The organism is Acinetobacter bereziniae LMG 1003 = CIP 70.12, from assembly GCF_000368925.1.
In the GTDB taxonomy this organism is placed as follows: domain Bacteria; phylum Pseudomonadota; class Gammaproteobacteria; order Pseudomonadales; family Moraxellaceae; genus Acinetobacter; species Acinetobacter bereziniae.
This window is the reverse complement of the sequence record NZ_KB849756.1, coordinates 947885-972560: the sequence shown is the minus strand read 5'-3', so window position 1 is coordinate 972560 and position 24676 is coordinate 947885. Positions and strand designations below refer to the sequence as shown.

General features: G+C 36.6%; 26 protein-coding genes. 13 read left to right on the top strand and 13 right to left on the bottom strand.

Annotated elements, in window-relative coordinates:
• Positions 1–512: 512 nt before the first annotated feature.
• From F938_RS14515 to F938_RS14485, 7 genes are all read left to right on the top strand, one after another.
• Entirely contained in the window at positions 513–1289 is a 777-nt protein-coding gene (locus F938_RS14515; RefSeq protein WP_005032860.1) for a hypothetical protein, read from the top strand.
• Between the two features lie 23 nt (positions 1290–1312).
• Positions 1313–2167: a zinc ribbon domain-containing protein gene (locus tag F938_RS14510; protein WP_005032857.1), complete on the top strand. Its 855-nt coding sequence runs from the start codon at positions 1313–1315 to the stop codon at positions 2165–2167.
• A gap of 9 nt (positions 2168–2176) precedes the next feature.
• Entirely contained in the window at positions 2177–2533 is a 357-nt protein-coding gene (locus tag F938_RS14505) for a hypothetical protein (RefSeq protein WP_005032854.1), read from the top strand.
• Between the two features lie 409 nt (positions 2534–2942).
• Positions 2943–5945 carry a DNA gyrase subunit A gene (gene gyrA / locus F938_RS14500; RefSeq protein ID WP_005032852.1) on the top strand — a complete coding sequence of 1001 codons (3003 nt, stop codon included), beginning with the start codon at positions 2943–2945 and terminating at the stop codon, positions 5943–5945.
• Between the two features lie 82 nt (positions 5946–6027).
• Positions 6028–6513 (top strand): hypothetical protein, encoded by a 486-nt coding sequence (locus F938_RS14495; RefSeq protein ID WP_005032850.1) that lies wholly within the window; start codon positions 6028–6030, stop codon positions 6511–6513.
• Positions 6514–6593: 80 nt separating this feature from the next.
• Positions 6594–7898, top strand: coding sequence for a hypothetical protein (locus tag F938_RS14490; protein WP_227567544.1), 1305 nt, complete (start codon positions 6594–6596; stop codon positions 7896–7898).
• Positions 7899–7949: 51 nt separating this feature from the next.
• Positions 7950–8267 (top strand): YqfO family protein, encoded by a 318-nt coding sequence (locus F938_RS14485; protein WP_005032844.1) that lies wholly within the window; start codon positions 7950–7952, stop codon positions 8265–8267.
• A 48-nt stretch (positions 8268–8315) separates the two neighbouring features.
• Here F938_RS14485 and F938_RS14480 read toward each other — a convergent pair whose 3' ends face one another.
• Both F938_RS14480 and F938_RS14475 read right to left on the bottom strand, forming a co-directional pair.
• On the bottom strand, positions 8316–9077 hold the full coding sequence (locus F938_RS14480; protein ID WP_005032842.1) for a nitroreductase family protein: 762 nt from the start codon (positions 9075–9077) through the stop codon (positions 8316–8318).
• A 99-nt stretch (positions 9078–9176) separates the two neighbouring features.
• Positions 9177–9977 carry an enoyl-CoA hydratase gene (locus tag F938_RS14475; RefSeq protein WP_004829355.1) on the bottom strand — a complete coding sequence of 267 codons (801 nt, stop codon included), beginning with the start codon at positions 9975–9977 and terminating at the stop codon, positions 9177–9179.
• 101 nt (positions 9978–10078) lie between these two features.
• On the opposite strand from F938_RS14475, the gene F938_RS14470 reads away from it, so the two are divergent.
• Both F938_RS14470 and F938_RS14465 read left to right on the top strand, forming a co-directional pair.
• Positions 10079–10645, top strand: a complete 567-nt coding sequence (locus tag F938_RS14470) for a nicotinate-nicotinamide nucleotide adenylyltransferase (RefSeq protein ID WP_005032839.1) — start codon at positions 10079–10081, stop codon at positions 10643–10645.
• A 71-nt stretch (positions 10646–10716) separates the two neighbouring features.
• On the top strand, positions 10717–11283 hold the full coding sequence (locus F938_RS14465; RefSeq protein ID WP_005032837.1) for a YceI family protein: 567 nt from the start codon (positions 10717–10719) through the stop codon (positions 11281–11283).
• 50 nt (positions 11284–11333) lie between these two features.
• On the opposite strand, the gene F938_RS14460 is transcribed toward F938_RS14465, so the two are convergent.
• Positions 11334–12251, bottom strand: coding sequence for a LysR family transcriptional regulator (locus F938_RS14460; RefSeq protein ID WP_005032835.1), 918 nt, complete (start codon positions 12249–12251; stop codon positions 11334–11336).
• A gap of 97 nt (positions 12252–12348) precedes the next feature.
• Between F938_RS14460 and gstA the strand changes: the two genes are divergently transcribed.
• Together gstA and F938_RS14450 are read left to right on the top strand one after the other, a co-directional pair.
• Positions 12349–12954 carry a glutathione transferase GstA gene (gene gstA, locus F938_RS14455; RefSeq protein ID WP_005032833.1) on the top strand — a complete coding sequence of 202 codons (606 nt, stop codon included), beginning with the start codon at positions 12349–12351 and terminating at the stop codon, positions 12952–12954.
• Positions 12955–13342: 388 nt separating this feature from the next.
• Positions 13343–13930: a hypothetical protein gene (locus F938_RS14450; RefSeq protein ID WP_005032830.1), complete on the top strand. Its 588-nt coding sequence runs from the start codon at positions 13343–13345 to the stop codon at positions 13928–13930.
• 301 nt (positions 13931–14231) lie between these two features.
• On the opposite strand, the gene F938_RS14445 is transcribed toward F938_RS14450, so the two are convergent.
• Entirely contained in the window at positions 14232–15122 is an 891-nt protein-coding gene (locus tag F938_RS14445; RefSeq protein ID WP_005032828.1) for a LysR family transcriptional regulator ArgP, read from the bottom strand.
• A 177-nt stretch (positions 15123–15299) separates the two neighbouring features.
• On the opposite strand from F938_RS14445, the gene F938_RS14440 reads away from it, so the two are divergent.
• Positions 15300–15899 carry a LysE/ArgO family amino acid transporter gene (locus F938_RS14440; protein WP_005032825.1) on the top strand — a complete coding sequence of 200 codons (600 nt, stop codon included), beginning with the start codon at positions 15300–15302 and terminating at the stop codon, positions 15897–15899.
• Between the two features lie 149 nt (positions 15900–16048).
• On the opposite strand, the gene F938_RS14435 is transcribed toward F938_RS14440, so the two are convergent.
• The 6 genes from F938_RS14435 to dapD form a co-directional block, all read right to left on the bottom strand.
• Positions 16049–16510 carry a peroxiredoxin gene (locus F938_RS14435; protein WP_005032824.1) on the bottom strand — a complete coding sequence of 154 codons (462 nt, stop codon included), beginning with the start codon at positions 16508–16510 and terminating at the stop codon, positions 16049–16051.
• A 3-nt stretch (positions 16511–16513) separates the two neighbouring features.
• On the bottom strand, positions 16514–17215 hold the full coding sequence (locus F938_RS14430) for a Dph6-related ATP pyrophosphatase (RefSeq protein WP_005032822.1): 702 nt from the start codon (positions 17213–17215) through the stop codon (positions 16514–16516).
• Positions 17216–17278: 63 nt separating this feature from the next.
• Positions 17279–17689 carry a hypothetical protein gene (locus tag F938_RS14425; RefSeq protein ID WP_004829333.1) on the bottom strand — a complete coding sequence of 137 codons (411 nt, stop codon included), beginning with the start codon at positions 17687–17689 and terminating at the stop codon, positions 17279–17281.
• A 13-nt stretch (positions 17690–17702) separates the two neighbouring features.
• Positions 17703–18374: a 7-cyano-7-deazaguanine synthase QueC gene (gene queC / locus F938_RS14420; protein WP_005032820.1), complete on the bottom strand. Its 672-nt coding sequence runs from the start codon at positions 18372–18374 to the stop codon at positions 17703–17705.
• 35 nt (positions 18375–18409) lie between these two features.
• Complete coding sequence (gene queE / locus F938_RS14415; RefSeq protein ID WP_005032818.1) at positions 18410–19120, bottom strand: 7-carboxy-7-deazaguanine synthase QueE; 711 nt, start codon at positions 19118–19120, stop codon at positions 18410–18412.
• Positions 19121–19252: 132 nt separating this feature from the next.
• Positions 19253–20074, bottom strand: coding sequence for a 2,3,4,5-tetrahydropyridine-2,6-dicarboxylate N-succinyltransferase (gene dapD / locus F938_RS14410; protein WP_004829328.1), 822 nt, complete (start codon positions 20072–20074; stop codon positions 19253–19255).
• Positions 20075–20378: 304 nt separating this feature from the next.
• Between dapD and carO the strand changes: the two genes are divergently transcribed.
• Positions 20379–21122 (top strand): ornithine uptake porin CarO, encoded by a 744-nt coding sequence (carO, locus tag F938_RS14405; RefSeq protein WP_005032816.1) that lies wholly within the window; start codon positions 20379–20381, stop codon positions 21120–21122.
• A gap of 74 nt (positions 21123–21196) precedes the next feature.
• Here the strand turns inward: carO and F938_RS14400 are convergent, their stop codons facing one another.
• From F938_RS14400 to F938_RS14390, 3 genes are all read right to left on the bottom strand, one after another.
• Positions 21197–22414: an outer membrane protein transport protein gene (locus F938_RS14400; RefSeq protein WP_005032815.1), complete on the bottom strand. Its 1218-nt coding sequence runs from the start codon at positions 22412–22414 to the stop codon at positions 21197–21199.
• Between the two features lie 210 nt (positions 22415–22624).
• Positions 22625–23554, bottom strand: coding sequence for a CysB family HTH-type transcriptional regulator (locus F938_RS14395; RefSeq protein WP_004829323.1), 930 nt, complete (start codon positions 23552–23554; stop codon positions 22625–22627).
• A gap of 57 nt (positions 23555–23611) precedes the next feature.
• On the bottom strand, positions 23612–24673 hold the full coding sequence (locus tag F938_RS14390) for a sulfate/molybdate ABC transporter ATP-binding protein (RefSeq protein ID WP_005032814.1): 1062 nt from the start codon (positions 24671–24673) through the stop codon (positions 23612–23614).
• Between the last annotated feature and the right edge of the window lie 3 nt (positions 24674–24676).

The window sequence follows — 24676 nt, the reverse complement described above, 5'->3', positions numbered from 1 at the left end:
AGATCATTGCCTTAGTGATCTGTCCACAAAAGGCATTCTCAATTGCTATGCTTAAACCGTCTTATTATTCATATAAGTGATTTAATATTAATTATTTACTTCAAATGAACTGTAGATCTTTTATACGAATTTTTAGAAGCTTTGGATGATTTAATTTGCTTTGCATTTTTGAATTATAAATTGTCTATGAATCGTGATGCGACATAGAAGTTGCCATAGAGAGTGGGCTGATACGATAAAAAACCAGGCACTGCTTTGTTTACAGCGCAAAAATACATTTAAACAAGTAAACTCAAACCTTAACTGGTTTATTGTTTTTTTAATTTAAAACAAGTACGTCATTTGTTTAGTTTTGCTTTATAACCTGATAAAATTAAATAAAATATTGTGATATTATTAGATTTAGTGTTCACTTTTGTGATTTTGTTAACATTTGAAATTAATTAAACTTAATTTTAAAAATAAAACTCTAAAGGTGGAGTCAACATATTATAAATTGAATAGGAAATACTTTGAAAATCTCTAATCAAAAAAACATTACACAAAAAATCACGGCACAAAAAGTCATAGTATTGATCTTGCCTATGATGCTCACAGGTTGCTTTTCAATCACACACCAAATGTTAAAAAAATCTGCTGTAAATACTGAGAATATTGTTGTTTCTCAGTCGGATGATGTATTGGTTGGTTTGGCACAGCGACAACAGCAATACTATTTTATTGGACAGCACTATATTCTTGAAATACCGAAGAAACAATTGAATCTTGAGAGCTTACAATCTGGTTTAAACATACAAAAAATAATCATTAATGAAAATCAGCCTTTGCAAGTGAACGTGAATATTGCAACTCAACAACAGCAAGGGTTAAATATTATATTACGTTATGAAAAAGCTGATCAGACGTTATCTGAAAAAGAACGTCAAACGCTACAGCAGAACGGTTTTAGCAAAACCACAATACAGCCTAATTGGAGTAAAACTTTCAAATCTGATTTTAAATTTTATAAAATTGGAGCGCAAACACAGCTAAATTTTCAGCCTTATACTGGGACATTACAGAAAATTCCTGTACAAATTAGCTTCTTTAAGCAAAAGAAATCATTTGATGCTGTACAAGCGCTAGACAATACTTTTAATATGGTATTGGCAGGTGCGTTGGATGTAGTGACTTTACCTTTTCAAATTTTAACAGTATCTGTGATTCGTGAAGGTATTCATCAGACCGCGGAACAACGAAAAAAATCTGAATCTCAACCTGCACAGAAAACTTTACCGCAGACTCAATAATTTAACTTTAAAATAGAAAAAATATGAAGTGTCCTAAATGTAATGCTGAAAATATTAATGAAGCTGTCAAATGCGGCATTTGTGGTGCTCGCCTAAAACATATTAAACAGAATAATATATTTACAGGGAGCAGCAATGTTGAATCGTCCGTACGCCGAGAAAATAAAAAAGCACCAACACCACCAAAACAGGGCACTCCACCTGAGTCAAAATCATTAACAGAAAGCTTAATGGATAAAAATGTTTCTATTGAGGATAAGGCACGGATTTTTTTAGATTCTTGGCAGGATAAAGCCAAAGACACTTGGGGAGATACACAAAATCCGAAGAAAAAGAAAAATTTAAAAATTGTATGGATACTTTTAGCGGTTTTTATGTTTGGTCCAGCCGTGTTGGGCATCGTTGCGAGTGTCGTGATTCCAGCTGTAATGTCAGTGATTGGTATTACAAATGTCGATCATTCTGCTACAGATGAAGATGCTGAGGCGACAGATGTTGCAACAGCCGCCGCTGAAGATATAAATGCGGATGATGAAATAGATAGTATTAAAAATCAGTTATTTTCTCGCTATAGCGCAGTAGAAGAATTTCAGAAAGATATCGAAAAGTATTATCAGAAAACAGGGAAACTACCTACGCAGTTGAAGCAATTAGAACCCTATACTGAAACTGGTTTTAGTGATTATACTTATCAATATTTTGCGGTGGGTCCAAATGGCTCAATCGTTGGGTTATTTCGACTGGAACCAGAAAAAAAGATCTATGCTGTACCTGAAATTCGACATAAAAAAATTGTAGGGTGGACGTGTTATAGTATTGGTATAGATGATGATTTGCTCAAAGACTGCCAATACTTAGACCATGATCCTTTTAAGTAATCGTTTAATATGAGTTCAATCAAAAATACTGAACATCCAATGTTTGGTAGAATTTACATTTTCATCGTCTGCCTTTTTGCTTTAGTAATCGGTCTGCCGCTATTTTTTAAGATGCAACATTCGATGTGGATGCAAGGTTTACTGGCATATGGGTTTCTGTTGATCTTAATTGGATTTGTTCTCTATCATTTAGCATTTATTTATCGTGCCGATGATGCTGATGTGCAAATGTGGATGGATCAATATGTTTTAAATGAGCCGACTTATTTACATCATGTGATTTTTCATTTTGTATTTTTTATGAGTTTATTGGTCATTACACATTTTGTTTTTGTATTTTATAAATTATTTAGAACTATAGATTAACAAAAAAATGTTATAAATCAGGTTAAATTTTACCTCAATTTATTTGAAAATGCTTTGATATAGACATGCATACTCGGTGATTTTCGCTGTTATTGATTTGATCTTAATACAGTAAATCTAAGTTGGATAAGTGATTTAAATATCGACGTGTTGATCAGTTTGAGTTTTGTTGTTCTACTGCTAATTTTACAGGCATTTTTAATCTCAAAAAAATCTTAAATTTGCTTAAAAATACTACAAAAAATCATGATTATAGTGGGGATGGATTGGCACAAAAGCAATAGAATTTATGCTATACTGTATGACTGAATTTTACATTTTGGCTCAACTTTTTTTGAGCTAAATTTTGACTAGCTAGATGATATAAATGAACAGCCGCAATGAGTGCTGTTTGTAATAAGGAGTATGCATGAGCGTATCGGAAACTAGACCGATTGCCATTGAGGATGAACTAAAAAGCTCATATCTCGATTATGCCATGAGTGTTATTGTATCTCGTGCATTACCAGACGTGAGAGATGGCTTAAAGCCCGTTCATCGTCGTGTGCTATTCGCTATGCACGAGTTAGGCAATGATTATAACAAAGCTTATAAAAAATCGGCACGTGTTGTTGGTGACGTAATCGGTAAATATCACCCACATGGTGACTCAGCTGTTTATGAAACCATTGTTCGTATGGCGCAAGACTTTAGCTTACGTTATCAATTGGTTGATGGTCAGGGAAACTTTGGTTCTGTCGATGGTGACAGTGCCGCAGCGATGCGTTATACCGAAGTTCGTATGCGCAAATTGACCCACGAAATACTGGCTGACCTAGAGAAAGATACAGTCGAATGGGAAGATAACTATGATGGATCTGAGCGTATCCCTCAAGTTATGCCAACACGTATTCCCAACTTATTGATCAATGGTGTAACGGGTATTGCTGTGGGTATGGCGACCAATATGGCGCCGCATAACCTGACAGAAGTGATCAATGCTTGTTTAGCATATGCAAATAATCCGAATATCTCTGTTGAAGGATTGATGGAACATGTGACTGGTCCAGACTTCCCTACAGGTGGTATTATTTATGGTAAATCAGGAATTGTAGATGCTTACCGTACAGGTAAAGGTCGTTTGCACATTCGTGGTAAATATCATTTTGAAGAAGACCAGAAAACAGGTCGCACAACAATCGTATTTACAGAAATTCCATATCAAGTCAATAAAGCAAAAACCATTGAGCGAATTGCTGAATTGGTTAAAGAAAAGAAACTTGAAGGTATTTCAGAGCTACGTGATGAATCTGATAAAGACGGGATGCGCATTGCGATTGACTTAAAGCGTGGAGAAAATGCTGAAGTTATCGTCAATAATTTATTCCTCAATACCCAATTAGAAAACTCTTTCAGCATTAATATGGTCTGTCTTGATAATGGTCAGCCTAAATTAATGAATTTAAAAGATATTGTTGCGGCATTTATTCGTCATCGTCAAGAAGTTGTGACTCGCCGCACCATGTTCGAATTACGTAAAGCGCGTGAACGTGGACATATCTTGGAAGGTTTGACTGTTGCTTTAGCCAATATTGATGAAATTATTGAGACCATCAAAACTTCGGCAAATCCAACAGAAGCGCGTGAACGTCTACTTGCGGGTGAATGGGCAGGTGGCAATGTTGTTGCATTGCTCGAAAAAGCAGGTGCAATTTCAGTTCGCCCAGATGAGATCGAAGGTGAAGATCCAAATCGTCCATTTGGTTTAGATGGTTTGGTTTACCGTTTGTCTCCAGCGCAAGTCGGCGCAATTTTAGAATTACGTTTGCATCGTTTAACAGGTCTTGAACAAGACAAGTTACAAGCAGAATATTCTGAAATTTTGGCTCAAATTGCTGAACTCACTGCAATTTTAAATGACTTTAATTTGTTGATGGGCGTGATCAAAGAAGAGTTAGCGTTGATTCTTCAGCAATATGGTGATGGTCGTCGTACCGAGATTGTTGAGTCTCGTATTGACTTCTCACGTGAAGATTTAATCCCTGAAGAGCAAGTGGTATTGACCGTTTCTAAGTCAGGTTATGCCAAAACTCAGCCATTGTCAGACTACGCTGCTCAACGCCGTGGTGGACGTGGTAAGTCGGCTACGACGATGAAAGAAGACGATTATATTCAGCACTTAATTGTGACTTCAAACCATGCAACAGTGTTGTGCTTTACCAATGTGGGTAAAGTATATCGCTTAAAAGTATTTGAAGTACCACAAGCATCTCGTGGCGCAAAAGGACGCCCAATGGTGAACTTGTTGCCATTAGATGCGGATGAAACAATTACAGCGATTCTTCCTGTGATTGATGCACCGAAGAAATTTACAGAACGTTTAACTGAGTTTAGAAGTTTTGTGCGTACAAATGTCGCAAAACTTCGTGAAAATGCAATTATCGATTCGCACTATGAAGCATTAAAAGCTGCATTTGCTGAATTAGGCGAAAACCCAGATGATTTATCAGATGCTTTACGTAAGCAGTTGAAAGAAATTGGATTGGAATTATCTGCTTCAGATCTTGATGATGAATTGATTGCAGAATTTGCAGAACGTGTAGAAAGTGTTCGCAAAAACTTCTATGTATTTATGGCAACAGCATCAGGTACTGTTAAACGTGTTGAATTAGAACAATTCAGTAATGTACGTTCAAATGGTTTACGTGCGATTGAGTTAAAAGAAGAAGATACGCTGATTGGTGTGGCAATTACCGATGGTGAACAGCAAATCATGTTGTTCTCAAATGAAGGTAAGGCAATCCGCTTCTCTGAAACTGACGCGCGTGTGATGGGGCGTACAGCGAAAGGTGTTCGTGGTATGCGTGTTAGCTTGGCTGCTGCTCAAGCTGAAGAAGACTCAGAAACCGATGTAGATTCAGATGATGAAGATTCATCAGATTTGAATATCGTGAGTCGTATTGTCTCATTGGTTGTTGTGCCTGAAACTGGAGAGGTGCTTTGTGCATCTGCAAATGGTTATGGTAAACGTACACCTGTAGATGATTTCCCAACCAAGAAACGTGGCGGTAAGGGTGTGATTGCAATCAAAACATCTGAACGTAATGGTGAATTGGTCGGCGCGGTTGCAATTGATGCATCCAAAGAGTTAATGCTGATTTCTGACGGTGGTACTTTAGTTCGTACCCGAGCTTCGGAAGTTGCAAGAACGGGTCGTAATGCTCAAGGTGTTCGTTTGATTCGCTTAGGTAATGAAGAAGTCTTGGTCGGTGTGGTTGCGGTAGAAGCAGTTGAAGAAGAATTAGCTGCACTTGTTGATGAAGATCATACTGATAGTTCAGAGCAGTTGATTGATGCTGAAAAATTAGTAGATGAGGAAACTATCATGGACGAGGGTGAAACTGAGTCTGATGAAGGTGCCTCAGAAGAATAATTCTATACGGCATAGAAGGACGCTTAGGCGTCCTTTTTATCATTTAAAAATCAATAAAAAAGATCGTTGAGTCAATTAAACAATGAAAAAATTATACAAACTTTCTTTGATAAGTAGTGCTTTTATAGTGGGTGCTTGTGATCAAGTGAAAAATTTTAGTGATCAAAAAAAGCAAGAACTCGTCGCAAAGCTTGAGCAGAAAATGAATGAAAAAATGCGAGAATTGACTGAGCAAGAGGAGCAAAATGCAGAGGCACTCTATATTGCGATTCGAGACAAAGATGTTGCAACCATAGAAAAATTACTCGAACCTAAAGCTTATCAAGAGATGCAGGATGATGAAACAGCGCTTTTAGAGTTATCCAGTTATATTCCTTACTATGATCCTTTATTGAAAAAAGAGCGAATTTCATTTGGCAATCAGTATTATGTCGGAGAAGGGCATTTTGTTATAGCCACTTATCTTTATGATTATGGTAAATCACAAAATCGCTATACGGTTACATTTCGAGCAGATCAGACTCAAAAAAATATTGCAGGTATCAATATACATAGGACTATTTACTGATCGCAATTGAAATTCAACTGACTATTTTAATTATATTTTTTCATCAAACTTCTAGAAATTTAACAATAAAGGTAACATATTTGGAAAATTTAACGATGCGATGTGTCGAAGGTACGATCGCAACAACGTCATATGATAAAAATACTGAACAATTTCGCTTAGTGATTGATCAAATGAATTATACATTCCCATTAAAAAGTGATTTCTATTTTAAGGTGGGTGATCGCGTCAAAATTATTTTCCATGGAAAACATGATGAAATAGACGCGGTGTTTAAACTAGATGATGGATTGCTATATTTGAATGATGCAATCTATCAGGTGAACGCTAAAAAACTATCTAATCAATTATATAAAACATGGTTTTCTACATTTTGGATCATTTTAATTTTAGTTTTAGAATTGGTGATTTATCAATTGGTCATGGACAGCACGGTTTATTATTTTGATATTGTCCAATACGTTTTCGGTATTTTATGTTTATCTGTACTATTGACTTGCTTTTTTTTAGTTCATCGTCTGATCAACCCTCAATATCAATATGCAGATCAAGTATTTAAATTACTGCAACTACCTAATTTAGAACAACAGCAACTCCAATATTTCAGGATGACAAACTCGTATTTTGAAGTCATTCCAGATCTTTATTTTATGGAGCATGTACTGAATATTTCTAAAAAGCATAATTTGATTCAATCTCAAGCATTGGTTGAAAGAATGTGCAATCAGCGGAATAGAGAAAATTTAACTGAGTTTCAAGAGCTTAAATTTAAGCTGCAAGCACAAAAAGGCGAAATTAACAATATTCGATCGCAAAAGATTCCTTTGTCAGCAAAAGACACAGACCCATTTTTTGAGGTTACAGCAACATTAAATGGCTTACCGATTTATGGTTATTTTGATGAGTTTTATGTCAAGAATGGACGAAATGTTGATGTTGTTTTAACAGAATTTCCAGATGAGAAGGGCTACTATATTTGGTATTTATACGACCGAGAGCGGTATTTATACTTAGATGAAGATCAACCTACCACCCTGAGTCAACATCATGGATGGGCTGAATGTGTAATCATGATCATTGTGATGGCTGCAATCTTATTTTTTATTTGGTTGTTTTTTGCTTTGGTTGCTGACTTTGTATTTTTCACCTATCTATATTTTGCAATCATGTTATTGGTCATCTTGTATCAAGTGGCTTTAGTTTTTTATAAACGCAAATTTGATACTGAAGCTAAAATGGGGTTTTATATTTATAATCAGATCACAGCACTGATCAAACTTCCAAGAAGTATTTATTTATCAGACTTAATTTTATATAAGATCGATCGAGATGAGGCATTTGAAACCAAAAGTAGAACTGGATATGACCTTAGACTTAAACCGTAGTCTTATGGTCGTTTAAAGATAAGCCAATTGGTTTTGATCTGGAGTGTGTCTATGCTTAAACTTATTTATTATGTTCCTGAATCCCATTTGGAAATCACCAAGCAAGCCATTTTTGATGCGGGTGCAGGAGGAATTGGGGACTACGAGCATTGTGCATGGCAAGTATTAGGTATGGGACAATTTAAACCAATAAAGGGAGCGAAGCCTTTTATTGGGGAGTTAGGTCATTTAGAACAACTGCCTGAATGGCGTGTAGAAACCATTGTTCCAGAGCATACAGCTAAAGCTGTTGCAATAGCTTTGAAAACGAGTCATCCTTATGAAGAACCAGCTTTTGAATTTATCCAAATGATTGATATCAACATATAGCACAAACTAACCCGCTCTCTAGAGAGCGGGTTAGTTTGTGCTTTAAAATTAAACTTTTTGAATGAATAATTTACGATCAAAGCGATATTGTGGGAAAAACACACCGTCCTCAGCACGCTCACCAGCACTGATGACCATGATTGGAAATTCTTTAGGACCTAAGTTGAGGATTTTACGGACTAAAGGCTCATCAAAACCTTCCATCATACAACTATCAAAACCATAAGCACGTAAAGAAAGGACCAGATTTTCACAAGCCAAAGCTGTGGTTTTACTTGCCCAAAGTTGAGCATCCGCAGGATTAAATGCAGTAACAGGAAGCTGTTTATCTAAAGTTCGTGCAACTTTAAAAGCCACTTTTTTAAAGTTACCGAGAGCATTGAGATAACCTGTTTTATAGTTATAGGCGATAAACTTATAATATTGCTTGACCGCTCTTGGTGCTTCTGGAAATGGAAAATCACTTAGATTCATTTTTGCCATTTCATCAATACGGTCTATTCGAGCTACACAGACGATTAATTCTGCCGCAGTTTTGGCTGATAATTGACTGAGACACGCTTTAATCAGTTGTTTCTTTTTAGATTCAGATTGAACCACATAGAACGTCCACGGTTGTAAATTAGATGAGTTAGGCGCAAGCAATGCCAAATCTAAACATGCATCTAACACTTCCGCAGGAATTTGTTTTTCAGTGAATTTACGAACCGAACGACGGCTTTCAATTACTTTTCGAAAATTTTCAATATCGATATCTTGCGGAGCCGGTTCGTAATAACGTTTTTTAGTGCTTGATGAATCTTGAGACATAATATTTGTACTGAATGTTGAATCGTTCAATTTTAGAGAATCAGAAATAAAAAAAACCACTGAATATTTGTAATACAGTGGTTTTTCGGATGAAATGAATTAATTAAACTGTGAAAAGTTTGGCTTGCGCTTTTGCATAAATGCGGCGACGGCTTCTGCCATTTCTGGTGATTTTACTCGTTGCATAAAGATGACTGCTTCATCATCTACACATTGAATAATTTCTTCGAGATTGTGCTTCATTAATGCTTTGGTTTGTTTGATTGATGCCAATGGAAGCGCGGCAAGCGTTTGAGCTTGATGAAGTGCATGACCATAAACATCGTCTTCAATACTATTGATTAGCCCCGCATTTAAAGCTTTTTCACTGTTAAATTTTTGTGCTGTTAACAACAGTTCAGCTGCTTTGTGATAGCCTGCCTGTTGAATTAAAAGTTTGCTTGAAGCGCCTTCAGGTGATAATCCTAAGCTTACAAATGGAATCTGGAACAGTGCAGTATTGTCTGCATAAACCAAATCCGCATGTAAAAGAATCGTTACACCGATCCCGATTGCAACGCCACGTACTGCGCATATTAAAGGTTTAGATAAACGTGCAGCAGCTTTGAGTAAGACAAAAGGAGGACCGTCTCCTTCCTTGCCTTCAAGCGGTTGTTGAATGAAAGCCATAAAGTCTTTCATATCATTTCCCGCACTAAAATCAGCTTCGGCACCACGTAAAATGACCACACGTACATCATTGTCTTGATCCGCTTCGTCTAACGCTTTTGCAATCCAAAGATAGAGTTCTCCGTACAGTGCATTTTTAGCTTCTGGTCGATTAATTGCTAAAGTCAGTACACCATTTTCTAAATTTGCGTTTAAATGTTGATGAGGTTGTTGAATACAACTGAGTGTCATCGTACTATCCTTGCTTTAAAATTTAATTGGATTTTATGCCCTCATTATGTCGCATATTTGAATTTATGTTGCAACTGATGAGTTCATAAAAAATTTGCTTTATGACTTATAAATTTGATTATCTGGTTTATATTGGACGTTTCCAGCCTTTTCATTTAGCGCACATGCAAACCATCAAAATTGCATTACAACAGAGTCACTTCGTGATTTTGGCGTTAGGGTCGGCACAGAATGAGCGGAATACCAAAAATCCTTTTCTGGCTTCAGAAAGGGAACAGATGATTTTATCAAATTTCTCAGCAGCAGATCAAAAGCGAATTAAATTTGTTCATGTGATTGATGTTTATAATGATGCCAAATGGGTTGAATTGGTTAAATCATTGGTCAAAGGAGTTGTATTAGACCATGATAAAATGGGTTTAATTGGACATTTTAAAGATGATTCTTCTTATTATTTAAAGCTTTTTCCAGAATGGGAAATGGTTGAGCTGGACAGCTTGGTAGGTTCTATTTCTGCTACGCCGCTACGTGAGGCGTATTATCGTGGTGAAATTTATCAAGCTGAATTTCCACTAGGCACAGCAGAGTTTTTAGCGGAATTTCAAAAAACTGAAATTTATCAACAATTAAAATACAAATACCAAACCGAAGACAAATCAAATCTTTAATCTATTTTGATGCTGATGCAATACACTGTAGAGCAGGACAAAAAATAGCAAAACAAGATTTGGAGCGGTCTATGAATTTTAAATCAGTTGCAACAAAGAGTATTGCTCTATGTAGTTGTTCGATTTTCGCACTTTCCGCTTATGCAGCAACTTGGTCTTTGACAGCAAATAGCCAGGTAGGTTTTCACATTGACTCATTGGGAGTCAATATTGTTAAAGGGCAGTTTCAAAAGGTTCAGTCGCAACTAGATTTTGATATAAATACTCCTCAATCTGCATCGACTCAATTTGTGATGGATGTAAATAGCCTAAGTATCAGTAAATCATCATTAAAAAATATGATTATGGGGCAAGATTTGTTCTATGCAGAAAAATATCCAACTGCAAGTTTTAAAAGCACTTCTTTTAAACCATTAGCCAATCATCAATATTTAATTTTAGGTCAGTTAACGTTACGAAATGTAGTTAAACCGGTAACATTTAAGGCGACGATTAAACCTCATTCCAATGATCCAAAATTATTGGATTTTACCTCGTCAACAACCATTAAACGTAGTGATTTTGGCATGAAAAAGGCAATAGGTGGCGTCGGGGAGAAAGTCAATATTCAGGTTTCTGGACAATGGAAAGCAAAATAAAAATACCAAGTTGGGTACTAAAGTAATTGGCTATCCGTATTCGATTTAATCTAAATTAAAGTGCTTAAATGCTCGATTAGAAAATCAATGAACAAACGGATATGTCGTTGTTCATATTTAATTTTAGGATATAACAGCGAAAAAGGTCGTTGCGCCCCAGCATATTGTTGTAGGACTTCAATCAGCCGTCCCTGCTTTAAATCATCTTCAATCGCAAATCGACATGTTTGCAATAGACCAGCCCCATAGCGAGCAAGCGTAATGGTCGCTAAAATATCCTCATTACAACTTAAATATCCTTGTGTTTGAATATCCATGATTTCTTGATTGAGTAAAATAGACCAAGGCAGTGCTTTTCCCGTACTCGGTAATAAGTATTGAATACATTGATGATGCTGTAAGTCAGTAATATTCGAGGGAATGCCATTTTTCTTTAAGTATTCTGGTGATGCGACTATAAGTAGATCAGCATTTTCTAAACGACGAGCAATGAGATTTGAGTCAGGAATATTTCGACCGCGAATGGCAAGATCAAATCCTTCTGTAATAAAGTCAACATTTTTATTGGTGAGTTGTATTTCAAATTTAATTTCAGGATAAAGCCTTTGGAATTTAGGTAAAAGTGGAAGTACTCTAAAATGCCCAAACGGTGTAGGTAAACTTATCCGAATCATTCCTGATAGTTGTGCTGAATCATTCTTTAATCGCTGTTCGACTGCAATAATCTGTTTCAGTACTTGTTTACATTCAAAAAAATATTCTTCACCTGCCTGAGTTAAGCGTACTTTACGAGTGGTTCTGCTAAATAGTTGCAGACCTAGCCGTTGTTCCAGCCGAGCAATGGATCTACTCACAGCTGCCGGTGTCAAACCTGCTTGATGAGCAGCATTAGAAAAACTTTGTTGTTCAGCAACTAAACAGAATATCTCAATATTGCTGAACATTGTTCGATTTAATGCTGTATCCATTATATACACCATGTAATAAGTGAATTGATATTATGCGTATTTATTGTTCATGATGTTAAGGATAGCATGAGCTTAAATCAATTCAGGGAATTAATCGATGAGACTTTTTTATACCGCAGGTGCATGTTCACTGGCTCCGCATATTGTGCTACAAGAAATTGGACATGATTTTAAGTTAGTCAATGTTTCATTTAAAAACCACCAAACGGAAGATGGACAAGATTTTTTGAAAATCAATCCGAAAGGACAGGTCCCATTTCTGATTACAGATGAGGGATTGCATCTCAGTGAGGGGGCAATTATCAGTCAGTATTTGGCTGAAATAATGCAAAATACTCATTTATTACCAGCATTTGGCGATTTGAAGCGCTATAAGGTATTAGAATGGATGAATTATATAAGTTCAGAATTGCATAAATCCTATGCACCTTTTTTCCAAAAAGGTTTTGATGAGGCGAGTAAAGATATTTTCAGAGAAAAATTATTAAAGCAATATGCATGGGTAGATCAGCAATTTGCTGATTCAGAAAATGTATTGGGGCAGGGTTTTACAATTGCAGATATTTATCTATTTGTGGTCACTCGTTGGGCATCGTTTATTAATTTGGATCTTAGTCATCTCAAGGCATTACAAGGATTTATGCATCGTATGCAACAACATCCCTCGGTACAAAAAGCAATGAAGGATGAAGGAATCATTTAACTCCAATAATCTTCAAAAGCTATACTTTTAATGATTTGTATAGCTATAGAAATTGTGTAAATCATAAAGCTTTCAATGCCATGCTTTAATTCTAAAGTTGCAATAGATTTGCTTAGGCGATACTTTACTTAGCAAGAACGATCATATCTGCTCATAAAAAAAGCCGACTTGTTTCTAAATCGGCTTTTGGGTATTTTTAAGGTAGCGGTAAGATCTTAAAACATTGACTTAAAAAAGGCTTCTAAAATATTATTTTGGGTAACAGTGATTATGTTAAATAGGGAAATCTATGTAATCAAAAATTAATTTATTTTTAGTTATAAATATCAATTTTCCAAATAGAGTTTTAATCATATAATTTAAAAAATTAGTATCTTAGGGGGAGAATATGTCAAAGGCAATGGAATGGATTGGAAAAAATCTAAGCCTCGGTGGTCTTGTACGTCATGCTGGTAATGGACTTGGTACTGTGACGAATATTACTGCACAAAGTGTAGGAGTGGTGGCTAGTTTATGTACAGATGACCCAAAAACTAAAAAGAATATAAAAGATACTTGCTCAAATATAGGAAAAACACTTGATTCTGGTATTACAAAAGGTACTGCTGTAGCTGGTCAAGGGATCGATTATGGAGTCCAGAAGGTTAGTGTTGGAATAGGCTATGCAAGTGGTAGTGCTGCAAAGTTAATGGGAGCATCTGAAGAAAATGTAATACTGGCAAAAAAAGTAGGAACAGTCGTAGGAGCTGTTGGTATCGGTGTTGTAGCTGGTGGCGGAGTAGCCGATGCAGCAATTGCTATTGGCGCTGCTTCAGGTACTGCTGGAGCAGCAGCAACAACTAGTGGATTAGCCACGCTTGGTGGCGGGTCAATAGCTGCTGGTGGTGGTGGAATGGCTGCAGGACAGGCAGTAGTAAATGCCATTGTTGCAACAGGTGGTGTATCTGGTGCAGCAACAATAAAAGAAAATAGCTGATTTTAGAAATAGATATAGCCTGATGTTATGTAAGTTTTTCTTAAAATTAACATAGTACACCTTATTTGAAATAATTTTCTATCTGACATAAATCATAGCCTTATTGTTCTATGAAAAGCCCAATACATAGTATCTGGGCTTTTTAATGACTTGTCACTTTCATCTTTGAAAAGTAAAGCTTCGCCAAAGCAAATTATTCAGAACTTTTCTCAAGATATGAGGTTGTGAAAATGCCTTATCTATACGATATAAGTTCGCAATAATGATATTGATTAGTTTAACTGATTTTTGACTTTTGATACTAAATTAAAATCGCTTGCGTATGTGAGATCAATGTGGAAGTTAACTGATCCAATTGCTTAGACTGCTGTTTCCAATGATGCCAATAGAGATGTAAATCTGTTCTAGCTTTAGGTAAAATTTCTACCAATTGCCCTGTAGATAATTCTTTCTGAATTTGCATTTCAGGCACCATGCCATAGCCGAGATCAAGTAAAATAGCATCGACAAATGAATTGGTGGAGGGAATAAAGTGGCAAGGATAACTGTTTGGCATTAAGCCAAAAAGCTGTTGTAAAACCTCGCCATGAACATGATCTTTATCATTAAAAATCACAGCTGGCGTATGTCTAAGCACTTCCCGATGTAGACCTTGGTCTAAATACTTTTGCACAAATGATGGGGTTGCCACCATTTGATAATTCATTTTGCCTAAATGAATGGCTTCACAACCTTTCATCGCTTGCGCTTCGGTAGAGATACAGGCATTGACCAGTCCCGCCTCAAGCAAATGATGGGTTTGGGTTTGATCATCAATCTTAAAATCAATCACAATTTTTTCTTTGATTAAGGTTTGTTGAAAAAGGGGAAGCAGCCAAGTGGTAAGTGAGTCGGCATTTGAGGCAATATTTAATTTAAAAAATTGGGATTGTGCAGATTGTCCTTGTAGACTCTGAATTAAATTTTGCTCCATTAAGCGATGATGCTGTAGAAAAAGTAAAACGTCTTGTCCTGCTTGTGTAACTTTGCAAGGTCTTTCTCGAATAATCAGCACTTGTCCAAGTTGCTTCTCTAAAGTTTGTACACGAAGTGTGACTGCTGAAGCGGTGATATTTAGTCGTATTGCAGCTTGTTCAAAACTTCCAGTCTCCGCAACAGCCAGAAAAGCTTCACTGTGTTTGCTTTGTAGCATTATTATCCTATTAATTCGTAGCTGTTATTTTGCTGTGTTATATCGTCGTTCAATTATAACGATAAACATAAAATAAGAAAAATTTAGTTAAGTTGAAATTTATTTAGAAATACTCATTTTATCAACTAAATTTGGATAATAGCACCATTCATTAATATGTTAAAAGTGTAGTTCGAGATGTTGCAAAGCTATATGCAGGGTTTGGCAGTTGGATTTAGTTTGATTATTGCAATTGGCGCACAAAATGCATTTGTACTTAAACAAGGTTTAAAAAAACAAAATGTATTTTGGATTTGCGTGGTTTGCGCTGCATCAGATTCGGTTTTGATTTTATTGGGCGTGTTAGGCTTTGCAAAAATTATCCAAACTCATCCTGAATTTGTCGATTGGGCAAAATATTTTGGTGCGATTTTTTTATTGGTCTATGGGGCACAACATTTTATTCAAGCTTTTAGAGCGTCCAGCGGTCTGGCTCCAAGTGAAAACAATGAGTCTCAGCTTTTTAAAATGATCATGATTTGTCTTGCGTTAACTTGGCTAAATCCACATGTATATCTGGATACTGTTGTATTGATTGGCTCTATATCGACCAAGTTTGAATCAACTGCTGTGTATTTTGCAATGGGTGCGGTCACTGCGTCATGGTTATTCTTTTTTAGCTTGGGTTTTGGCGCACGTTTTTTATTGCCAATTTTTCAAAATCAACGATCATGGCAAATTTTAGATTTCATTATTGGGTTAGTGATGTGGGCAATTGCTTTATCTTTGGTACTTTGATCCATATGCGCTAACAGATTAAGAATGAATTTGGATTGAAAATCGTTATGATTCTAGGGATTTTAAATATCCATGTTTGAGAATATTTTAAATCCCCCTGCAAGCCTAAAAATATTTCAACTTTAGCGCGAGTAGGGGGATAACCATCATTAAGCTTTTTGCAAGGTTTTTAAATCTTCTAAAACTTGTTCAGCGTGTCCCGCAGCTTTTACTTTGCGATATTCCTTGACCAACTTGCCTTGATGATAAATAAATGTTGAGCGTTCTATTCCCATCACTATTTTACCATACATATTTTTTTCTTTGATCACGTCAAAGTGTTTACATAACGTTTCATCTTTGTCACTGATGAGATTAATGGTCAATGATTGCTTTTCAGTGAAGTTCTGATGTGCTTTGACTGAATCACGAGAAACACCAATAATCGTTGTGTTCAATGCGTCAAATTGATCTTTGATGCATGAAAAACCAACCGCTTGAGTTGTACAACCCGGTGTAGAGTCCTTCGGATAAAAATATAGAACCAACCAATCTGTACTGAGTTCAGAAAGGTTAATTTCACCAGTTGTTGTTGGAAACTTTTGATTTGGAAGTTTGATTTGTTCAGTCATAGGTTATCCTTCAAGATGATTTTGTTTAAGTTGTAGTGTTAAAAAGGCATAATTTTCATGATAGAGAATATCACCTTTATCAAGCAAAAGTGGTGCTTTAAAAATAGGACCATCAATAAGGGTCGTATGAAATTCACCCGCCTCACCACAAGGATCAATTCCACGCTCAATCAATTCTTTTACAAACTCAACGGTTAGTGTTTTACCAAGATCTTCAACTCGCATACCTAGATTTAAGTTGATCGTGACAATTATGCTGACAAAACCTAATTCAATAAATTCGCTAACAATGTCAAGCCGCGGTTTCTGCCATAAAGGCATGACCAAATTTAATTGGCTTTGATCACACATGGATTGATTCCATTGTGCATGTTGAATCAGATCAATATCTCCAGTTACAAGCGTTTCAGCACCTAATCGTTTGGCTTGCTTTAGCAGGCTTAAAAACTGTTGTTCGTAGTCATTCCAAGTTGCTGATGCTTTTAATATCGGTAAACCAATCAACTCAGCCTGTGCATCTATAATATCAAGTGGCATTGCGTGAGAACGAGATTTAAGTCCTTGTTCTTCAAGCATGACAATCAGAACAATAGCTTCTCCCGTTTGCAATGCGTGATATAAGGCGAGACTACTATCTTTACCACCACTATAGGATGCAACAAACTTTTGCTGTTGTATTACAGTTCTGTTCCATGAAGTATGCATCGTATTTATACCATTTACATATAAAAAGAGCCTGCATAGGCAGGCTCTTGAACACAACAAGAATTATTTCTTCGCTTGTGCAGCTTTCATTGCTTCTTCAGTTAAGGTTTTTAATTTACCTGTTAACTGAGGACCAAAACAAGTTTGAAGGTCTTGGTTATTTTTTTGAACGAAAGCTAAAGTTGCTGGGCTTTTCTTTTGGTTAATGGCACTTTGAATTTGCCATTTTTGATCATTGGTCAATTTACCGTCAGATTCAACAGCACATGTACAGTATTTGCTAACTTCAGCGGCAGTGAGTTTTCCACCTTTCGCAGTTTCTGTTTTACAAACACCAATCAGTGCAGATTTAACATTGGCACTTTTATAGGCTTGTTGAATTGCATTTGACTCAGCAGCGAAAGCCGTAGATCCCATTAAAGCCGAAGCTGAAAATAAAGCAGAAAGAATAAGACTTGATTTTAAATTTTTCATAAACAGTACCTTGTTATTGCGGTATATAACGTGTTGGGTCTGCAATACCTGCATCTTTAAAGCCTTCTTTACGAAGTCGGCAGCTATCACATTTGCCACAAGCACGTCCTTGGTCATCTGCTTGGTAGCATGAAACCGTTTGACTATAGTCTACGCCATGTTCGATCCCTAAGCGTATTATATTCGCTTTGGATAAATGTAACAGAGGTGTTTCAAATTTAAGAGGTTTTCCTTCTACTCCAACTTTAGTGGCAAGTCGAGCCATATTGGCGAAAGCTTCGATAAATTCAGGACGACAGTCAGGATATCCTGAATAATCAACAGCATTGATGCCGATAACAATGGCTTGGGCATCAAAAACTTCCGCTGCTGCGAGTGCATAAGACAAGAAAATAGTGTTACGTGCTGGAACATAAGTTACAGGAATACCATCAGTTTCATGATCAGGCACATCAATGTTATGGTCTGTAAGTGCAGAACCACCTAAATTACCCAAGTCAATATTGATGACACGATGTTCTACACCAGCATTTTTGGTTAAAGCACGCGCCGCATCAAGTTCCGTGGTTGAGCGTTGACCATACATAAAACTTAATGCGATACAGTCATAATTGGCTTGAGCCCATGCTAAGCAAGTTGTTGAGTCTAAGCCACCAGATAGCAAAACTATGGCACGAGGGCGCATATCCAATTCTCCAAATATTAATAAATAACGGTAGATTAACGACCAGTTTCATCATTCCAAAGCAATTTATGTAACTGCAATTGGAAACGAACAGGGAGATGGTCTTCTAAAATCCATTGGGCTAAATCACGTGCCAGTTGTGGTAAACGTGTTGCACCTTTTTCAACAGCAAAAGCAGGTGAGAACCATACAGTGCTGACTTTTTGATTTAAAGCATAGAGTTCTACTTGCTGTTTTGACCATTCATAGTCTTCACGATTACAAATCACAAATTTGATTTGGTCGTGTGGAGTCAAATGTTCAAAGTTAGTGATTAAATTTCGAGTTACTTCACCTGAAGTAGGTGTTTTTAAATCTAAAACTTTGGAAACACGAGAGTCAACTTTGGAAACATCCAGTGCACCACTAGTTTCTAAAGAAACCTCACAGCCCAAATCAGCAAGACGTTGCATTAATGGCAGTGCATTAGGTTGAGCAAGTGGCTCTCCACCTGTAACACAAATATAGGGAGTTTTATAATCTAAAGCAGTTTGAATAATTTGATCAAGTGATTGACGTTCGCCACCTTCAAAAGAATAAGTGGTATCACAATAGGTGCAACGTAGTGGGCAACCTGTTAATCGAATAAAAACAGTAGGTAAACCTAAAGTATTGGCTTCACCTTGTAATGAATAGAAAATCTCCGTGATACGCAACCCCGCAGATGGATCAGAAACAGGAATAGTTGAAGAACGAAGAGAACTCATGAGATTTACCACAGATTACAAAATGAAAAATCTCTACGATCATTGTTGACCGTAGAGATGGGAGTATTAATGACTCCGCTTGGTGCTTTAGATCGATAATAAATCTAAAATGCAACCAAGAATAAAAAAAGCTTAGTCTTCGCGAAGTAATTCGTTCAAGCTAGTTTTTGCACGAGTTTTCGCATCTACTTTCTTGACAATAATTGCTGCATATAAGCTATATGTACCACATTTAGATGGTAAGCTGCCTGAAACAACAACAGAACCTGCTGGTACACGTCCATAATGGATTTCACCAGTTTCACGATCATAAATCTTGGTTGATTGACCGATGAAAACGCCCATTGAAATCACAGAACCTTCTTCAACAATCACACCTTCAACGATTTCAGAACGTGCACCGATAAAGCAATTGTCTTCAATGATTGTTGGGTTCGCTTGAAGTGGCTCAAGTACACCACCAATACCTACACCACCTGAAAGGTGAACATTTTTACCAATTTGAGCACATGAACCTACAGTCGCCCAAGTGTCAACCATCGTACCTTCATCTACATAAGCACCAATGTTGACATATGATGGCATCAATACAACATTTTTAGCTTGGAATGAACCTTTACGCGCTACAGCAGGAGGTACAACACGTACACCAGAAGCTTTAAATTGCTCTTCTGTCCAACCTTTAAACTTAGTATCTACTTTGTCATAGAAACGAAGGTCACAAGATTCGATTGGTTTGTTATCATTTAATTTAAAAGATAATAAAACAGCTTTTTTCAACCATTGGTGAACCACCCATTCACCGTCAATTTTTTCAGCTACGCGAAGTGTGCCGTTATCTAAACCAGCAATAGCTTCTTCAACAGCTTGACGTACTTCAGCAGGGCAATCTACTGCTGTAAAGTTGGCACGGTTTTCAAACGCTTGTTCAATGATCGTTGAAAGCTGAGACATAATCATCCTTCCCAAAAAAATTTTAAAGATTCTACACCAAATTGGACTCAAATTAGAGATAAAATCTAGTTTCAATCGAAAAAACTCATCCCATAATTTAAAATAAAACAATCAAATAAGTGAATTATTAAGTTTTAATTTAATTTATTTCTTTTAAAAACAACAATTAATATCTAATTGTATCAAAAAATAACAAAAAGTAATCAATTTCTCTATTAATTGTGTAGATCGAATCACATATTATCATTTCGAACCAAACACATTAATGATTAAAGAACAAACTCTATTTTTTGAGGAGACATAAATGAAAGTGTTAAAACTATTAGCGGTAACAGCTGCATTATCTGCTTCTGGTCTAGCAATGGCTGATGGGTCTGTTGTTGATCAAGGTTATGCTTTTGAAGCTAATCAATTAATCCCGACAGGTGCTCGTCTTGAAGTAGGTACAACTGGTTACGGCGGTGCTTTACTTTGGACTGCTAACCCTTATGTTGGTTTAGCATTGGGTTATAATGGTGGTGATATTTCTTGGTCTGATGATTTAAAAATCAATGGTTCTAAGTATGACTTAGACATGGACAACAAATTAGCATATTTAAATGCTGAAATTCGTCCATGGGGTGCAAGCCAAAATGTATGGGCTCAAGGTCTTTATGTTGCTGCTGGTGTAGGCTATGTAGATAATGAATATGGTCTCAAACGTAATGTGAGCGCAGGTCGTAACTTCACAGTAAATAATACTGATTTCCAAGCTGGAGCAAATGGCGTTAGTATCGAAGGTCAAATGAATTATGACAACCAATTTGCACCCTATGTAGGTTTTGGTTTTGCTCCAAAAATCAACAAAAACTTCGGTGTATTTGGTGAATTAGGTGCATACTATACTGGTAATCCTAGTGCAAACCTACAACGTGTTTCAGGATCTGCAACATCAAATATTAATAAAGATCTTGACCAAGAGCTTGCAAACGAAACTAATAAACTTGTCAATGATGACAAATACAAGTGGATGCCTGTTGGTAAAGTAGGTGTAAGCTACCACTGGTAATTCATTCCGAATTTGTATAGAAAAAACGAGCTTCGGCTCGTTTTTTTATGTACAGAATAAATGATCAAATTAAGCTAAAAACGGTACCCAATACGAATTCCATGTGCAAATGCAGTATTTCGACCTACTTCGGATAATGTTGAATTTTGAGTGATTGGGCTATTGGCATCTAAATCTGCAATTTTTGCTTTATTAAATCGAAAATATTTGATGCCATAGGAAATAAAACTGTTTTTATTGATGTTATATAAGCTGCCTAAGCCTAATGCATAAAAGCCGTCAGAAGGATTGAGCGTTCCAGCAGGATTATCATTGCCCGAATCCCATGATATATCAGCTGTGATAAGCCATTGATCTGAAAGCATATGGGCAATACCGAGTTTTGCAGACCATTGATTGTTTTTATAGTCAATCAGATTGAATGGTTTGATTAATTCAGGATATTGTTGGGCAGCATAATCAACCACAGCACCAAATTGTCTAGGCTGAATTTCAAAGTCTTTCCAATTGACCCAACGAAGCTGACTATAAACAATATTGTTTGCTGTTAAACCAGACTGAATTTCTAAATTGACAGATTGTGGTGTAGAAATTCGCGTTTTTTCAAACGGAATTACTGTTAAATTTTGCCCAGAAATATACTCTGTCACTGCTGATTGATGATTGATTTTAGATCGATAAGTCAGTGAGCTTTTTAAGGCATATTCTGGAATTTGATAACTAAAACCTGCTAACCATCCATGACCGGCACTTTGCTTAAATTTTGCCTGATAGCCACTCAGTGCTGAATAGTTTGCACCAAAAATATTTAATTCGCCTTCAAATTGTTGATAAATCGCTCCAGTATAGATATTCCAACGACTAGTAGGTTGATAACCCACCAACATGGTGAGATTTTGACTATCAAAATTAAATTGACCAGACTCTAAAAGTTGTTTTCCATAATTAGTCTGAGGGCGGTATTGATAAGCAATGTCAACACCATAAGGTTGGTCGTAGATTAAACCAAATGACCACTGTGGTGTGATTTGTAATTTTGCTGCTGCATTGACGAAATGATAAGTATTGACTAAGTTGCCTGTAGAAAAATCATCAATACCTTGTTGTTTTAATTGTTCGTGTTGAGGTAATTGCCCAGATACATCTGCATAAAGTTCAGCATAAGATAGTTCTAGGTAATGATTAGGTTCAAGAAATGTGCGGACGGATTGATCAGATTTTTCCATACCTGCGGCATGACTAAATAGAGGAATAACGCCCCCGATGGCTAAACTCCAGATCTGATAATTCATCCTTGTCCCCAAAATGACAATATTAAAATATGATTCAGGCTAAATTTTATACTAAAAAGATTATCTTTTGATAAATAATAAATAAAATCAATAGTTTTAGTTTTTCTTAAGAATATGTGTTGTGCTTTTGGATATTTTAATTTAATGAAGAGAGAGCGCAAAAATGCGCTCTTTCTTATCTGCTTGGCTGATTAAGTTTCATGTATAAACTTAATCTTCAGGATAGGCGATTTTCTTTAAGGCTTTAATATCAGCCTCTGGTGAGCAGAGTGAAATAAACTCATAACCATAACCACGCAGTAAATGACCTTTACGTACTGCAATCCAAGTGGTATTTAAACCAAAAATATCAGTATCAATTTGTTTTAAACGATGATCACGTTCTGTATCGTAAGCCACATCATTGACAATACCAACACCCATGCCAAGCTCAACATAGGTTTTTATCACATCGGCATCCAGTGCAGACATCACGATATCAACATCAAGATTGGCATCTTCAAAGGCTTTATCAATTTTTGAACGACCTGTGAAACCACCGTGATAAGTAATGATTGGATATTCAGCCAATTTTTCTAAAGTAATGTCTTTAGGATTAAGTTTGGTCAGTGGATGGTCTTGAGGGGTAATAATGCTGTGTTTCCAATTATAGAATGACACGCTTCCCAAGTTTTCTTCGGTTGTCAGTGATTCAGTCGCAATACCAATATCTGCCAAACCTAAAAGTAACATTTCTGAAATTTCAACAGGACTGGCTTGTTGTAAAATCAAATGCACTTTCGGAAATGCTTTTTTAAATAAATTCACGATTGGGGGTAACACATAACGTGCTTGGGTATGTGTTGTTGCAATCGTCAATGTCCCTTCATCGACTTTATTAAAGTCATCTGCAAGACGTTTAATGTTGTCAGCATCAATCAACATACGTTCAACAATACTGAGCAAGGCTTGTCCTGGTTCTGTTAAGCCTAATAGGCGTTTGCCTTTACGAACAAACAATTGCACACCTAATTCATCTTCTAAATCTTTGATGTGTTTACTGACACCTGATTGAGATGTGTAAAGTGCAGCTGAAGCTTCAGTTAAATTGTAGTTTTGACGAACCGTTTCTCGGATAATTCGTAATTGTTGAAAGTTCATGATGTTCCATACCTCAAATGTGGATGAGTAGGTGGGGAGTACTCATCCTGTCGACGATTACGCGACTTGATTTTCAAATAGGTGAAGTGTAGATGCACTTACCCAAACTGTTTGATTTGGTCTGTATTGATGTAATTTTGCTTCTTCTGGGTTTAAAGCAATTTCAATCAGTTGTCCTTGGCGATCTTGTAACTCCGCCATGACTTTACCGGCAATCCATAATTCACGTAAAAAGGTTGCTTGAATTGCATTTTCAGTCGGTTGTGCGTGAATTTTCAATTCATTTGGTCGAGCAAAAGCAATCACTTTACCATCAGCTGTATTTTGTGTTGAAGGCAGTTGGATTCGATCATCACCAATTTGAATAATACCTTGATGGTTCTCACCTTCAAATCGATTCGCTTGACCTAAAAAGTCAAAGACAAATGGTGTTGCCGGTTTCTCATAAACTTCTCGTGGCGAGCCAATCTGTTCGATATCACCTTTATTCATCACCACGATTTGATCGGCGACTTCCAATGCTTCTTCTTGGTCATGGGTAACAAAAATAGAGGTGATATGCAATTCATCATGCAGGGTTCTGAGCCAACGACGCAATTCTTTACGGACCTTGGCATCTAGTGCACCAAATGGTTCATCCAGTAACAACACACGAGGTTCAACGGCTAAAGCGCGTGCCAAAGCAATACGTTGGCGTTGACCACCAGACAGTTGCGCAGGATAGCGATCTGCCAAGAAACCCAACTGAACTAGATCCAGCAAACGTGTGACACGTTTTTTTATTTCAGTTTCATTTGGACGCGTAGATTTAGGACGAACACGTAAACCAAATGCGATATTGTCATATACGGTCATATGGCGAAATAAAGCATAGTGCTGAAATACAAAGCCTACTTGACGTTCACGTACGTGACTATTGGTTGCGTCTGTACCCTCAAGAATCACTTGACCTCGATCTGCTGATTCAAGACCGGCGATAATACGAAGTAGTGTGGTTTTACCACAACCTGAAGGTCCAAGTAAGGCAACCAGTTGACCTTCTGGAAAATCCAGAGAGATGTTTTTAAGTGCATGGAATGCACCAAAGTTTTTTTCAATATTTTTAACTTGAATACTCATGTG

Coding starts and splice junctions, on each gene's coding strand:
- dapD (WP_004829328.1), bottom strand. CDS start 20,074: ATGTCTCAGCTTTCAACGATCATTGAACAAGCGTTTGAAAACCGTGCC.
- F938_RS14390 (WP_005032814.1), bottom strand. CDS start 24,673: ATGAGTATTCAAGTTAAAAATATTGAAAAAAACTTTGGTGCATTCCAT.
- F938_RS14480 (WP_005032842.1), bottom strand. CDS start 9,077: ATGTCTCAAGATTCATCAAGCACTAAAAAACGTTATTACGAACCGGCT.
- F938_RS14485 (WP_005032844.1), top strand. CDS start 7,950: ATGCTTAAACTTATTTATTATGTTCCTGAATCCCATTTGGAAATCACC.
- F938_RS14430 (WP_005032822.1), bottom strand. CDS start 17,215: ATGCATACTTCATGGAACAGAACTGTAATACAACAGCAAAAGTTTGTT.
- carO (WP_005032816.1), top strand. CDS start 20,379: ATGAAAGTGTTAAAACTATTAGCGGTAACAGCTGCATTATCTGCTTCT.
- F938_RS14435 (WP_005032824.1), bottom strand. CDS start 16,510: ATGACTGAACAAATCAAACTTCCAAATCAAAAGTTTCCAACAACAACT.
- F938_RS14465 (WP_005032837.1), top strand. CDS start 10,717: ATGAATTTTAAATCAGTTGCAACAAAGAGTATTGCTCTATGTAGTTGT.
- F938_RS14450 (WP_005032830.1), top strand. CDS start 13,343: ATGTCAAAGGCAATGGAATGGATTGGAAAAAATCTAAGCCTCGGTGGT.
- F938_RS14470 (WP_005032839.1), top strand. CDS start 10,079: ATGACTTATAAATTTGATTATCTGGTTTATATTGGACGTTTCCAGCCT.
- gstA (WP_005032833.1), top strand. CDS start 12,349: ATGAGACTTTTTTATACCGCAGGTGCATGTTCACTGGCTCCGCATATT.
- queE (WP_005032818.1), bottom strand. CDS start 19,120: ATGAGTTCTCTTCGTTCTTCAACTATTCCTGTTTCTGATCCATCTGCG.
- F938_RS14495 (WP_005032850.1), top strand. CDS start 6,028: ATGAAAAAATTATACAAACTTTCTTTGATAAGTAGTGCTTTTATAGTG.
- F938_RS14445 (WP_005032828.1), bottom strand. CDS start 15,122: ATGCTACAAAGCAAACACAGTGAAGCTTTTCTGGCTGTTGCGGAGACT.
- F938_RS14510 (WP_005032857.1), top strand. CDS start 1,313: ATGAAGTGTCCTAAATGTAATGCTGAAAATATTAATGAAGCTGTCAAA.
- F938_RS14440 (WP_005032825.1), top strand. CDS start 15,300: ATGTTGCAAAGCTATATGCAGGGTTTGGCAGTTGGATTTAGTTTGATT.
- F938_RS14460 (WP_005032835.1), bottom strand. CDS start 12,251: ATGGATACAGCATTAAATCGAACAATGTTCAGCAATATTGAGATATTC.
- F938_RS14400 (WP_005032815.1), bottom strand. CDS start 22,414: ATGAATTATCAGATCTGGAGTTTAGCCATCGGGGGCGTTATTCCTCTA.
- queC (WP_005032820.1), bottom strand. CDS start 18,374: ATGCGCCCTCGTGCCATAGTTTTGCTATCTGGTGGCTTAGACTCAACA.
- gyrA (WP_005032852.1), top strand. CDS start 2,943: ATGAGCGTATCGGAAACTAGACCGATTGCCATTGAGGATGAACTAAAA.
- F938_RS14395 (WP_004829323.1), bottom strand. CDS start 23,554: ATGAACTTTCAACAATTACGAATTATCCGAGAAACGGTTCGTCAAAAC.
- F938_RS14505 (WP_005032854.1), top strand. CDS start 2,177: ATGAGTTCAATCAAAAATACTGAACATCCAATGTTTGGTAGAATTTAC.
- F938_RS14425 (WP_004829333.1), bottom strand. CDS start 17,689: ATGAAAAATTTAAAATCAAGTCTTATTCTTTCTGCTTTATTTTCAGCT.
- F938_RS14475 (WP_004829355.1), bottom strand. CDS start 9,977: ATGACACTCAGTTGTATTCAACAACCTCATCAACATTTAAACGCAAAT.